16 protein-coding genes are annotated in these 12,869 nt (G+C 58.4%); 2 read left to right on the forward strand and 14 right to left on the reverse strand.

Features of this window, described 5'->3' with window-relative positions:
- Positions 1–2 precede the first annotated feature (2 nt).
- A complete protein-coding gene (locus tag ACQK2M_RS18585; RefSeq protein ID WP_425419012.1) occupies positions 3–1,532 on the reverse strand; it encodes a sensor histidine kinase in 1,530 nt (509 codons plus the stop codon).
- Positions 1,533–1,915: 383 nt separating this feature from the next.
- Here ACQK2M_RS18585 and ACQK2M_RS18590 point away from each other — a divergent pair, with 383 nt between their 5' ends.
- Positions 1,916–2,254 carry a DUF5330 domain-containing protein gene (locus tag ACQK2M_RS18590; protein WP_425419013.1) on the forward strand — a complete coding sequence of 113 codons (339 nt, stop codon included), beginning with the start codon at positions 1,916–1,918 and terminating at the stop codon, positions 2,252–2,254.
- Between the two features lie 103 nt (positions 2,255–2,357).
- On the forward strand, positions 2,358–2,783 hold the full coding sequence (locus ACQK2M_RS18595) for a SufE family protein (RefSeq protein ID WP_425419014.1): 426 nt from the start codon (positions 2,358–2,360) through the stop codon (positions 2,781–2,783).
- Between the two features lie 37 nt (positions 2,784–2,820).
- Here the strand turns inward: ACQK2M_RS18595 and ACQK2M_RS18600 are convergent, their stop codons facing one another.
- The 13 genes from ACQK2M_RS18600 to ACQK2M_RS18660 all read right to left on the reverse strand — a co-directional run bounded on the left by ACQK2M_RS18600 (position 2,821) and on the right by ACQK2M_RS18660 (position 12,823).
- A complete protein-coding gene (locus ACQK2M_RS18600; protein WP_425419015.1) occupies positions 2,821–3,633 on the reverse strand; it encodes a DUF6456 domain-containing protein in 813 nt (270 codons plus the stop codon).
- Entirely contained in the window at positions 3,626–4,084 is a 459-nt protein-coding gene (locus ACQK2M_RS18605; RefSeq protein WP_425419016.1) for a helix-turn-helix domain-containing protein, read from the reverse strand. The genes ACQK2M_RS18600 and ACQK2M_RS18605 overlap by 8 nt, the downstream gene beginning before the upstream one ends.
- A 549-nt stretch (positions 4,085–4,633) precedes the next feature.
- Complete coding sequence (locus ACQK2M_RS18610) at positions 4,634–5,053, reverse strand: MucR family transcriptional regulator (RefSeq protein WP_425419017.1); 420 nt, start codon at positions 5,051–5,053, stop codon at positions 4,634–4,636.
- Between the two features lie 200 nt (positions 5,054–5,253).
- Positions 5,254–5,595 (reverse strand): monovalent cation/H(+) antiporter subunit G, encoded by a 342-nt coding sequence (gene mnhG, locus ACQK2M_RS18615; RefSeq protein WP_223477136.1) that lies wholly within the window; start codon positions 5,593–5,595, stop codon positions 5,254–5,256.
- 1 nt (position 5,596) lies between these two features.
- The gene (locus ACQK2M_RS18620; protein ID WP_425419018.1) at positions 5,597–5,965 is read right to left on the reverse strand and encodes a cation:proton antiporter; all 369 of its coding nucleotides are present in this window, start codon (positions 5,963–5,965) and stop codon (positions 5,597–5,599) included.
- Entirely contained in the window at positions 5,965–6,438 is a 474-nt protein-coding gene (locus tag ACQK2M_RS18625; protein ID WP_223477138.1) for a Na+/H+ antiporter subunit E, read from the reverse strand. Before ACQK2M_RS18625 ends, ACQK2M_RS18620 begins: the two co-directional genes overlap by 1 nt.
- A complete protein-coding gene (locus ACQK2M_RS18630) occupies positions 6,435–8,048 on the reverse strand; it encodes a Na+/H+ antiporter subunit D (RefSeq protein ID WP_425419019.1) in 1,614 nt (537 codons plus the stop codon). Before ACQK2M_RS18630 ends, ACQK2M_RS18625 begins: the two co-directional genes overlap by 4 nt.
- A 19-nt stretch (positions 8,049–8,067) precedes the next feature.
- On the reverse strand, positions 8,068–8,445 hold the full coding sequence (locus tag ACQK2M_RS18635; RefSeq protein WP_425419020.1) for a Na+/H+ antiporter subunit C: 378 nt from the start codon (positions 8,443–8,445) through the stop codon (positions 8,068–8,070).
- Entirely contained in the window at positions 8,445–8,864 is a 420-nt protein-coding gene (locus ACQK2M_RS18640; RefSeq protein ID WP_425419021.1) for a Na+/H+ antiporter subunit B, read from the reverse strand. Before ACQK2M_RS18640 ends, ACQK2M_RS18635 begins: the two co-directional genes overlap by 1 nt.
- 2 nt (positions 8,865–8,866) lie before the next feature.
- On the reverse strand, positions 8,867–11,224 hold the full coding sequence (locus ACQK2M_RS18645) for a putative monovalent cation/H+ antiporter subunit A (RefSeq protein ID WP_425419022.1): 2,358 nt from the start codon (positions 11,222–11,224) through the stop codon (positions 8,867–8,869).
- Positions 11,225–11,403: 179 nt separating this feature from the next.
- Positions 11,404–11,694 carry a colicin immunity domain-containing protein gene (locus tag ACQK2M_RS18650; RefSeq protein WP_425419023.1) on the reverse strand — a complete coding sequence of 97 codons (291 nt, stop codon included), beginning with the start codon at positions 11,692–11,694 and terminating at the stop codon, positions 11,404–11,406.
- A gap of 24 nt (positions 11,695–11,718) precedes the next feature.
- Positions 11,719–12,354: a glutathione S-transferase family protein gene (locus tag ACQK2M_RS18655; protein WP_425419024.1), complete on the reverse strand. Its 636-nt coding sequence runs from the start codon at positions 12,352–12,354 to the stop codon at positions 11,719–11,721.
- A 103-nt stretch (positions 12,355–12,457) separates the two neighbouring features.
- Positions 12,458–12,823 (reverse strand): SH3 domain-containing protein, encoded by a 366-nt coding sequence (locus tag ACQK2M_RS18660; RefSeq protein ID WP_425419025.1) that lies wholly within the window; start codon positions 12,821–12,823, stop codon positions 12,458–12,460.
- Between the last annotated feature and the right edge of the window lie 46 nt (positions 12,824–12,869).

The following is a 12,869-nucleotide window of genomic DNA, read 5'->3' on the forward strand; positions in this document are numbered from 1 at the left end:
CCTTACCCTGCAAGTCGTACTGCACTGCTGTTGACCTTGCGCCGCGCCTTGCCCGGCGCATCCAAGAAAACCTGCTCATCGCCGGCGTCGATCGAGGCACATTCCTTGCCCGCCGGGATGAACACCGTCACCTCGGTTCCCTCGCCGGCTTTGCTTTTTACGTCGAGCGACCCGCCGTGCAATTGCACAAGTCCGGTGACGACCGTAAGCCCGAGGCCTGTCCCTTCGCAACTGCGCGTGTAGGCATTGTCGACTTGCGAAAATGGCGCGCCGATGACCGCAAGATCCGCGTCAGACATCCCGATACCGTCATCGGAAACGCGGAGCGCAAATCCACCTTCGTCGCACTCGATCGTCATTCGCACAGTTCCGCCGGCTTCGGTGAACTTGATGGCGTTCGACAGGAGATTGATCGCGATCTGCTTCATGGCGCGTCTGTCCGCATCTGCCTGAGCAACATCGCCCGTACTGTCGAACTCGAGCGTAACGCCTTTCGCGGCCGCCTGCGGTTGCAGCATGGCGGCGCATTCCTGCGCGACCATACCGAGATCGAACGTTTCACGGTGAATGGCATATGTCCCGGCGCTGATCTTGGAGACGTCGAGGATCGTGTTTACGACACCCAGAAGGTGCGAACCGGAACTGTGAATCAGGTTCACATATTCGCGCTGTCGGTCGTTGGCCAATGGACCGAACATGTCACGGCGCAGAATATCGGAGAACCCGATAATGGAATTGAGCGGTGTCCGCAGTTCATGGCTGACCGTCGCGAGGAAGCGCTTCTGCGCATCATTGTCCGCTACGTCCGCTTCGGCGGCCTCTTCTTTCAGAACAAGCGCCACGAATTCACCCGATGCAGAGAGCTCGAGTCGCATGGACGAGAAGGATTGCGGCTCATCGGGCGACGCGAGGTCGATCCTCACTGTGATCGATCTGGGCATCCGGCTCTTTTCGGACACATCGGCGATCGCTTCCAGAAAAGCGATCCTGTCAGCAACATGTACCTGATCGATAAACTGGCCGCGAACCGGAAACAGACCGGCTCGTTTACCCGTCGCCGACCTTATCTTTCCACGACGGGTCAGTTCGATGCGCGTGTTTGGCGGCGACGCCTCTTCGGCTTCGGCGGGCGGCGACTCCATGAGCAAGCGCACGCGGCTGGCCGTGACGTATCGGCCGACAACCAGAAACAGGACAAACCCGTTGGCGAGTGCCAGTATCGGTGAAACCGCGACAAGCGTCCCTGCCAGAGCACTCCAGCATGCGATTGCGAAGACACCGGCGCTCCAGGGCGTTCGCGAAATGCTCAACCAACCGAGAGCGAGAAACGGGATTGCGACATGCGCCAACGCGATCGCTGCGGCGGCACCATAAGTCCCCGGCAGACCAAAGCCGCTGAGCGCGATGCAAACCGGAGCGATGATGAATGCTGCGCCGGCAGCGAGACCGACCAGTCGCTCGGCAACGAACGACAGGATTTCCGGTTCGCCATCCTCTGTCTGCCGACCGGCCGAAATCGAGCGGCGCGCCATATCATGAAGCGCCTTGCCGTAAATTTCAGGAATGGTTCGCTGTAACGCCAACAATCGTACTCGCAACGCGGATGAGCGGCAATAATCGCCTCGGCCTCAAGATCGCAGCTAGCGTTTAATGAATGGATAAACGGCCGGGCCGCTCATCCCCTTTCCAGCACACAATTCGGTTTTGTCCGCCCTGAACGGCGAGGTTTTGACGGTATGGTTAACGCGCTGTGTAGAAGCCAATCGCTTGAATGAGCGGGATAATTTCAGGCTCTGTAAACTTTTAGCAAAACACGCCTAAAAACGATCATTCCGTGCATGCAATGCGCCAACGGCTGCCGGGCTAGATGTCGGTTAGGGACGAATGTGAAGGAACCAGGTTTGGCGGATTGAAAATGCGTTTTCTATTGAAAATGTTTGTCTTAGGCTTCATCGGACTGGCAATTTTGCCGGCCTTTGCGCCATCGGAATACCGCGACGCCTCGGCCAGCATCCAGAGCGATACTGCACCAACGCCTTCACCATACGACATCGCATCGCTGGTCGGTCAGGCAGCGGCGGATATACGTGGATTGTGCGACCGCCAGCCGGAGGTTTGCAGAACTGGTGGAGATCTCGTTTCCTATGCGAGTTCGAGGGCGCGTGAAGGACTGGATATCGCATATGCGATGTTCCGCCATGGTCACCCGTCGATGAAGGAACCCGCTTCCGGGAATACACCCGAAGCCAAATAAACCGGCGCCTCCCACCCTTGCCGGGTGTCCCTGTACCGACTAAGTAGCCTGCAGATCCGGGGATTTTCACTATCGCCGGTTGAACAGGAACTCTGCGCGGCCGATGCTACCTTCGCTCGAAACGATCACGGATGATTTCGCTTTCCTCGACGATTGGGAAGACAAGTACCGTTATGTCATCGAGATCGGAAAGAGCCTCCCCGACATGCCCGAGTCCGAGAAAACGGCTGCCAACAAGGTCAATGGATGTGTCAGCCAGGTGTGGCTTGCGACCTCGACCGGTGACGGAAGCGATCCCGTGGTGACGTTCCGCGGTGACTCCGACGCTCATATCGTTCGCGGGCTTGTAGCGATCATGATTGCGGCGTTGTCAGGCAGAAAGGCATCGGAGATCGGTTCTTTCGATGCGGCGGAACTTCTGAAATTACTGGGGCTTGAAGACAACCTCACACCGCAACGCTCCAACGGCTTGCGTGCCATGGTGGCGCGAATGAAGGAAGAAGCGCACGCTGCAACAAACGCGGCCTGACGCTTTCCGGAGCACTTCAGAGCCCGGTTGCCTTGCTCTAGCAGTTCAACGACGGGCGAAATCCATCGGATCCCCAGTGGAGAATTTTGCGCGAGCGCCGTTTCCGCGTCGATCCTGGATCATAGTGAGCGTCCAGAAGCCCAAGCGCTGTTTTGAGCATCAGCTTCGCGGAGCGACGCGGCCAGTTTCTTTCGCGTTCGACCTGCTCCAGACCCTTCAAAAAGCAGCAGACGTCCACGAGAGCGCCGCCAAGATCGGGCCCGACGGCGGTCAACGCGGCGTTGACCCGATCGCGAGCGGCCATGACATGATCGGCCATCTCCGCGGCTCCGGACTGCCCACCAGACCTTGCGACATGCGAAATATCCCAGGAAGCGGTGACTCGTGGTTGAAGCAATGCATGCTCGAAGTCACTCCGCAGCCTGTCGCCTGCCGCGAGTTCCGCCCCATCGAACCATGTCTCGCCATCCGGGCGTTTGAGGCGCGCCAGCATCGCAAGGGGCGACTCAGCATCATTGAGCGTGACTCGATGCGGATGTCCGTGAAATTGCACATGCGCCTCGCGGATTTGGCGGTGTTGACCAGCGACATCGCCCGACCGTTGCCGGCGCAGTGAAGCCTGCCCCGCATCTGTCAGCCTTACCTCTGCCAAGTCATCCCGGCGCGAGACGACGATACTCCCCGATCGCAGCATCGTTTCGATATCCGAACTCTCACATCGGACCGATCGACTGCCGGCAAATTCCAGCAACTTCACATCGGAACTGCCGGTATCTCTCAGAACCGCAGGAGACTTCTCGAGCATCTGCATGAAACGCAGGATCCGCCTCTCGGATTTTGCGTCAGACATTCCGCTGCTCCGATCGGCAATTCAGCGAAAACGCAATCGTGACAAGATGTTCCACCCGGGAAACGATCACGTTGAAATCCTCGTCGTCACGCATGTCTTCTATCGTATGGCAGGCATGGACAACCGTGCTCTTGTCGCGCCCGAACCCGGCGCCGACCGCCACCATCTTCAGTCCGAGCGTGACGTGGGCGACATACATGCCGATCTGGCGGATTCGGGAAACCGGCTTCACCGTTCGTTTCGATGAGCGCAACTGGCGGCCGCTGACATTGAAGAACACTGCCAGCAGATCGATAATCCCGTCGCATATTTCCACCGCCTCGGCGGTTCCGACAGAATGGCCGAAGCCAAAATCGGCATCGTCATTATTTTCCCTGTCGATTTCCGCTGCTCCGCTTCGAGCGGGGCTGCCGCCGTCGTGAATTGAAACGCCTGCGAGAGTGTTCAGCATTCGCAAAATTCTCCGTAATAGGTTTTTATTCCTATATCGGATTGGCAAGCGTTGAATAAGTGGATTTCCGGACTTTGTTCATACGCCCGGTTTTCCGGCCTCTATCGCCGGGTCCCGAAGGTTTTCACCAGGCACTTATCCAACAGATCACCGATGCGCCTACTGTCAGCACCGGTATCGATTGCAGGAGCGCGGCATTGGAATTAGAGCGAGACCGCAGCGGGAGCGCCCGAACCGCACGCATTCATGCACTTGCGAGCAGGCCCACGCAATTGCTTCAACTTGCGCGTGCAAGCCAGTGTCGTCTTGCCGCCGCCTCGCCCGATGAGTTGCGCGACTGGATGGACAGCATCACGATTGCGCTGCGACGCGAGCGGACCAAGAGCGCGTCCCGGCACTGGTCATACGATCTCAACCGCCACATCGCGCTAAAAGCGGCCCGGGACCGCGTGCGGAAAGAAATCGAAGCCAGGAAGACCTGACCCCGCCAAAAAGAAAGCCGCGGACGAAGCCGCGGCCTTGAAAGATCGATTTCGGGTCAGGCTGTATCTAGCGCTTCGATCCGCGCTTGCGGCCAAGACCCATCTCACGTGCGAGACGCGAACGCTGCGCGGCATATGCGGGAGCGACCATCGGATAGTCAGCCGGCAGGCTCCATTTCTCGCGATACTCTTCCGGCGTCATACTATAGTGGCTCATGAGATGGCGCTTCAGCGATTTGAACTTCTGGCCATCTTCAAGGCAGATGATGTAATCGTCGGTGACCGAACGCTTCGGATTGACGGCGGGACGCGGCTTTTCCTGAACTTCCTCAACAACGCCGCCAAGTGTCTTGCCGAGTGCTGTATGAATCTCCGAAATCAGTCCGGGCAGATCCGAGGCGGGAACAGGGTTATTGCTGACATAGGCAGATACGACGTCTGCGGTCAGTTCGGCCAAAAGGTCGTTTTGTCCCGAATTGTCTGTCATAGTTGTATTATCCTTTATTAACTTTCTACGCGCGCCGAGTTGTTGACCGCGTGCTGTATGGTTTCCATCCCAAACCGTACATGACACCTATCACAATAAATTGGAATACAATAATTAAATTCGCCGTGATGTCAGCAACTAAAGGTTGTAAATGCTTTACTTTTTCGAATGTTCTAACGGTATGGCTGTATAAAAGGGATTTAACTGTCTCTTTTCGATTCGCCCATTTCATCCAGCACCGAAGATTTTGCAAGTTCATAACCTACGACATAGGCTGCTTTAGCAAGCAAATGAGCCGAAATCGGTGCCGTCAGAAGAAAAAACGTAATACCCGCAAGTGCTCGCGTTACAGTTGCGGTATCACCTGCATGCACGGCAAGCGCAAGTAAAACCATACCCGATCCGAGCGTGCCAGCTTTCGACGCAGCGTGCATCTTCGAATATATATCAGGAAAACGCCAAAGGCCAACTGCCGCGACGAATGCAAAGAAAGTACCTGCAAGTATTAATAGTCCAGCTACGATATTGACGACTGTTTCCATGTCAGCCTGCCTTTTCCTTATCAGACGCAGTCGCGTCCGAATGGGGCTTCACGGTCGTGACCAGCCGTGGCCGATTTTCCTCGGTTTCCTCGATGCGCCCCCGCGCCATGATGAATCTGGCGAACGCAACGGTCGCGAGAAACCCGACCAACCCGAGTGCGATCGCGATGTCGAGATAGAGAGTGTATCCCGTCTTGATGCCGAGCACCGCGATGAAGCCGATTGCCACCGCGACCAGCATATCGAGTGCGAGGACACGATCCGGCAGCGTCGGTCCATAAATGACCTTGATCACCGTCAGGAGAAACGTCACCGACAGAACTGCGAGCGCGACATGAACGGCGATGTCTAGAAAATCGGAGGCGATCATCAGCGGAATGCCTCCAGGATCTTGCGTTCGAATCCATCCGCAATGTCTTCACGGACTTGTTCGGGATCCGAACAGTCAAGCGCGTGGACAAAAAGGAAGCGCCTGTCATCCGAAACATCGACTGACAGCGTTCCCGGCGTCAGCGTAATCAAATTCGCCAGGAGCGTGATCTCGAAGTCGCGATCGACCTTCAGCGGATAGGCGAAGATACCGGGTTTCAGGTTCATGTTTGGCGTAAGAACGAGCTTGGCGACCCTGACGGACGACAGGACAAGCTCGTATATGAACAGCAGAATCAGCGAGAGGACGCGCCGCGCTCGGGAAAAATATCCCATCGAGCCAACCTGCTCGCGGATCAGCGACAGAGCCAGCGCGCCAAGCGCGAAGCCAAAGATCAAATTGATCACGCTGAACGAACCGGTCACGGCCGCCCAGACGAACGCCATCAGGATATTTGCAAGATAGAGGTTCATTCCTGCGCCTCCCCTTCATCCGCCGACGGTTCTTCCACCATCGGCTCTTCAGCAGGAAACACCGCATCCACGTAACTGCCAGGCGTCAGAAGCTCACTGGCGATCCGGTCGGTTACACGGATGACGGGTTCGGGGTAGATACCCACCGCAACCGACAAGAGCGTAAGGGCAATCAGGGAACCGGCAACCGCGCGTCCGCCGTTAGCGGGCCGTGTCGTATCGGTGTCGTCAGTCTCCCGCGTGCTTTCGCGCCAGAATGCAAAAGCGAAAGTCCGCCCGACCGCGATCGTGGTCAGCAGTCCGGTGAGCAGGATGCCGAAAGCGACCCACCACGCGCCGACGTCGAGCGAGGCCTTGACCAGAAACGCTTTCGGCCAAAGGCCCGAAAACGGCGGCAATCCCGAAACCGAAAGAAACAGGATCAGTGCAATCGCGGCAAGCCAGGGTACCCGGCTATAAAGCCCGCCCGCCTCGTTGAGCGCAAATCCGTTCATCCGCTCACCGATCATTCCCGCGAGGAAATACAGCGCCGTCATGACCACCATCGAATGGGCCGCATAGAAAACCGCGCCAGACAGTCCGGTCTGGCTGCCCAACGCGAGCCCCGCCAGCATCATGCCGATACCGGAAATGACGAGATAGCCGAGCAGACGCCGGATATCGTTCTGGGCGAGCGCTCCCATGGCGCCGAGCACCATCGTCGCGACGGCGACGATGGCGATCGTACCGGCCAAAGCATCACGTTCGACGTCAAAGAGGGTCAGGAAGATGCGCAGAAGGGCATAGACGCCCACTTTCGTCAGCAGGCCCGCAAACAGACCGGAAACGACGATCCGCGGTGTATGATAGGAAGCCGGCAACCAGAAATTGACCGGGAATGCGGCCGCCTTCATCGCAAAGGCGAATAGAAACAGCGCCGCAATGGTGAAAAGCGGTCCGTTGTCCCGTAGTCCTGCCGCCTTGCGCGAGATGTCGGCCATGTTGAGCGTGCCGAACATGCCGTACATGTAGGCCACGGCGAGCAGGAACAGCGTTGTCGCAATGAGGTTCAACAGCGCGTATTTCGTCGCGCCGTCCAACTGCTCGCGTTCCGAGCCCAGCACAAGCAGGCCGAAGGATCCGATCAGCAGCACCTCGAACCAGACGTAGAGATTGAAAATATCGCCGGTCAGGAATGCGGCGGTCACGCCTGACAACATCAGCAGGAGGAACGGATAGAAGCCGTAGCGCCGGCCGGTGCGGTCCACATCCTCCAGCGCATAGATACCTCCTGCAAGGCCGACGATTCCAGCGACCAATGCAAACGTGGCACCCAGCATGTCGGCAGCGAACGTAATACCAAAGGGCGGCAGCCAGCGGCCCATCGTCATGACCACCGTGCCATTCTGCAAGACGTGCCAGAAGAGGCCGATATCGGCCAGCAGCATCAGGACGAGGCCACTGATCGCGATATAGGGCTGGCGATCGATGTTCTTGCGGGTCATCAGACACAGCGCGCCGAACACGAAGCCGATCGCCAATGGCGCGACGACGAGATAGTCGGCCAGAGGCGGCGGTGTCAGCACCATCGCAGCTTCGAGATTGACATTATGGGCGGTTGAAGTGGCCATTAAGCTTTGGTCCGGAGTGTCAGTAGCCAAGCGGCGGCGCGGGTTCGTCGCGCGGTTCGGCGTCGCGCATCTCGTCCGTGTCGTCGGTGCCCAGTTCCTGGTAGCTGCGGAACACCAGCACCAGCAGGAACGCGAAGAAAGAGAAGGAAATGACGATCGCGGTCAGCACCAGCGCCTGGGGCAGCGGATTGGCGATAGCCTCAATCGGCATGACCGCGTCGTCTGGAATGATCGGCGGCACTTCGCGGGTAATCCGTCCCGTCGTGAAAATCGTCAGGTTGACCGCGTTTCCAAGAATGGTGACGCCGAGCAGGATGCGGATGATATGCCGCGACAGCATCAGGTAGAAGGACGTCGCAAAGAAGAGCCCGGTCAGGACCGCCATGGCCGTTTCCATCAGTCGCGCTCCCTTTCTTCCAGGGCAAGCGCGGTCGAGGTGATCGACCCGAAAACGACGAAATAGACCCCGATGTCGAATATCAGCGGGGTCGACAATGCGAGTTCGACACCGAACAGCCGCGGATAGACCCACAATCCGGTCAGGAAGGGCACGCCGGAGAACATCGACAGGATACCGGCTATCGCCGCCAACAGCAGGCCGAAGCCCGAGAGTGCCATGGGGTGAAAGCGGATTGCGCGGCGGACCGGCGAAACGCCGAAGGCGATGCCGTAGATCGCAAGCGCCGACGCCGCGATCAGGCCACCGATGAAACCGCCGCCGGGCTCGTTGTGGCCGCGAAGCAGCACGAACACCGAAAACAGGATCATCAGGCTCGAAAGGAATGGCGCGACGGTCCGGAAGATCAAAGTGCGCATGGTCAGCCTGCCTCCACTACCCGGTCGGATAGCGACGCGGGCGACTCCGTCGTCACCGGCGTCGACCGCTTCGGCACCACGCGGATGAGCGCGAGAATGGCAAGTCCCGACACCATCACCACCGCGATCTCGCCAAACGTGTCTATGCCGCGGAAGTCGACCAGGATCACGTTCACGATGTTACGACCATGGGCGATCTGCAACGAATAGGTGTTGAAGAAATCCGTCAGCGTCGCATCGAAGGGCACCTGCAGGACACGCAGCAGCAGCAAAGTCAGCGCGCCGCCCAATGCCAGGGCGATCGCCCCGTCGAGCACTGTCTGGGTTGCAGATCGATGGTCCTGTGGAGACAACCGGAGCCGCGTCATCGCCAGCGCGAGAATGACGACCGACAGCGTTTCAACCATGAACTGGGTGAAGGACAGGTCGGGAGCGCCCATCAGCATGAAGAAAACGGCAACCGCGAAGCCCTGAATGCCGAGCGAGACGATCGCGGTCAGGCGGTCCTTGGCCCATATCACCGCGAAAAGCCCCATCACCGCGATGAGGAACAGAAGCCATTCGTAGAAGAACAGCTGCGGGAACGCAGGCACCAACGGCCAGTCGCCCGCGACAGCCATCGGCACGAAGATCGATGCGGCGAGGAGAACAAAACTCGCTGTGATGTAAAATTCCAGCCGCCCGTTCTGCACCAGACGCGTCACCGCCACCGACAGCTTCACGATACCCCGTATTGCCTGGTCGAAACCACGATCCGGGCCCCATCCGATCGCCACCAGAAGGTTCTCCATGCCAGCGCGCAAACGCCAGAGCGACAGATAAAGCACCACGCCAAGCGCGATCGTGAGCAGCGACAGATAGAGTGGCACCCCGATATGGGGGATCACGGTGATGGTGATATCGGCTTCATGGCCGCTGACGGCACTGGCCATCGGGCTCGAAAAGCGTGCGTGGAACCATCCGGAAAAGATGGCGGAGGAGAGGCTGCACAGGGCGAGTATCGCGGGCCCCACCCAGAGCAGGATTGGCCCTTCATGCGCGTGTTTCGGCGTGTCGACTTTCGGACCCAGGAAAGGTTTCAAAGCGACCGCGAAACCGATCACGAACATCAGCGCGTTGCCTGTAATCGCGACGATCGTAAAAAGAATCGACCACGCATCGCCATGCGCCAATCCGTAGTAAATCTCCTCTTTCGCGAGGAAGCCGACAAATGGCGGCAAACCGCCCATCGACAGGGCCGCGAACAGCGCCGCGGCGAAGGTGATCGGCATCGCGCTGGCAAGACCGCCGAGCCTCGTGATATCGCGTGTGCCGGCCTCGTGATCGACATTGCCGGCGACCATGAACAGACCGCCCTTGAACATCGAATGGGCGATCAGATACAGCACCGCGCCCTCGATTGCCTTCTCGTTGCCGAAGCCGGTCAGCATGACGAGAATGCCAAGCGAGGCCATGGTCGTGTAGGCCAGCATCAGCTTGAGATCGGTTTGGCGCGCGGCCAGAAGCGTACCGGCGATCAGCGTAAAACCGCCGAATATCGGCAAGACCGTTTCCCAGGCCACCGTCTCGCCCATCACCGGGTTCAGGCGCATCAGCAGATAAACGCCGGCCTTCACCATGGTGGCGGAATGCAGGTAAGCGGAAACGGGCGTCGGCGCTTCCATGGCGTTGGGCAACCAGAAATGGAACGGGAACTGCGCCGATTTCGTGAACGCCCCGCCGAGTACCAGCAGAAAAGCCGCGATAAAGAACGGGCTCTCTCTCAGCAGATCGCCGGAGGAAAGAAGCAGAGAAAGCTCGCTCAGACCCGTGATGTTCCAGATGACCAGAAGGCCAGCGAGCAGTGAAAGCCCGCCGAGGCCGGTTACGACCAGCGCCTGAATCGCCGACCGGCGAGACTTTTCTTCCGCGTGATTGAAGCCGATCAGCAGGAATGACGTGATCGAGGTCAGTTCCCAGAAAACGAACAGCATCAGGAACGAGTCCGACAGGACAAGCCCCTGCATAGACCCCATGAACATGAGGATGAACGAGAAGAACCGTCCCTGGTGCTTGTGCCCCTTCAGGTAGCCGCCGGAATACAGAACGACCAACGTTCCGATCCCGGTGATCAACAGGGCGAATGTCAGTGACAGGCCGTCGATCAGCCAGGAGAAATTCACGTTGAAGGACGGGATCCAGGAATAGCCGCCCGTAATACGCTCGCCCTGCGACACGTCTTCGGCAAAGCCGAAAAAATGCCAGAACAGAAGCGCCGGAACCACCGCGAGTATCCATGCCGCATTGTGCTTGAAAACGCGGGTCAACACCGGCGCGAACAACGCGGCGATGAACGGGGCAAGAAGCGCGTAGAACGTCATGTCAGGCTACGCACCCCAGTACTATTTCAGGAAAAGGCAAGTCGATATGTGCATGCTGACCGGACCTAGGTCGGTTCGTACCAAATCTCAAGAGGTTGCGGGGAAAACCCGCAGTTTTCGAACAGTTATGGGCCCTCGCCCACATTTCCAGCACGCAAAACCAATCGCTGCCGCTTCGATCAAGGCCGTGACGGCAGGCTTTCCCAACGGGCCAGGGCAATTCGCGCCCGCTCTCGCAAGCCATCCTCGTCGAGATCATCCGGCCCGCGCAGCGACGCGTCATCGCAAAATGCATCAACATCATAGAACAGCAGATCGACCGCATGGCGGATCGAATGGCCGTTGTCTCTCGCGCGTCGGAAATTTTCCAGAAACCTGGCCTCGAAATCCCGACCGTTGATGTGACCGAGAACAAATGTCTCAATCAACTGCCTGAGATGATCGTCGGGCGCATTGCGGTTTTGCGTCAATCCCCTCTCTCCGCCGACACGTGCTTATCCATTGCTCTGCATGGCTTCGATATATGTGGCATCGATCGCCTTCGCGGCCTGGTATGCCGGTCTCGCCCTCAGCCGTTCGGCATAGGCGATGTACTCAGCGCGTTCGGGAAGGGTCTTGAACATGAGACCCCAATCCACCTGCGAACCGACATAGATATCGGCAGCAGTGAAGCGATCGCCGCATATGAAGTCCCGGTCTTTGAGCATTCCGGCCAGCACATCGACGACGAGATCGAAATTTCCGAAACCGAGCCGGCCCTGCGCCCTCGCATCGAGCCCCTCATCCCACTTGAAAGAGTGCGCGATGATCGCCTGTTCGACCGGGCCCGCCGCAAAGAAACTCCAGCGGAAATAAGCCGCCTTTTCGGCCAGCGTAGTCGGCTGGAGACCCGCTTCGGGATACACTTCGGCGAGATAGAGACAGATCGCGGACGCTTCTGTGACGACATTCCCCTCATGCACGATGGCGGGGACCTTTCCCATCGGATTTATGCGACGGTAATCGCCTTTCATCTCCGCGCCGTAACCGAGAATATGTTCCTCGTAATCCGCGCCGGCTTCGTGCAGAGCCCACCGCGCTATCTGCCCGCGGCTCATCGGATTGGTATAGAATTGAATCTTCGCGGACATGCGCCCCTCCGTTAGCCTGCTTTAGCGGCCGTGTTCGGAGGGAATAAGACCGGAGAAGGCATCGCGGCGCAACGCCATTCTCCGTGGGCAAGCATCACTCCTGTCAATTCGGACGCATATATTTCATATACACCCAACCGGTCTTCCACTGGCCGTTGTTGGCAGGGTCGTGCCAGACCTCGCACCATTTGTAGCGGACTGCCTGACGCTTCTGCCAATCCGGCAAATGAGCGATATCGTCGAGCATCAATCCGCCCTTGCACCGGCCGGTGAGCGACAGCACCGTACCGTTCGGATAGGCGCTCTGCTTCTGGGAATAGGATGCCGGCCAGCGGCGAACGTTGAGAAGGTCACCCCAGGAGACATTGGTCACCTCCCAGGCATGGAACACCGACGCCCCGACCGGGGCGGTGGCGGCTGTTGCGGTGATGAGCGCTGCGAGCGCGATGGGGATCATTTTCAGTTTCATGGCTTCCTCCGGGCTTGAACAGGGGACTGCAATCGATACATCTGAT

This window comes from Oricola indica (assembly GCF_965227485.1).
GTDB lineage: Bacteria > Pseudomonadota > Alphaproteobacteria > Rhizobiales > Rhizobiaceae > Oricola > Oricola indica.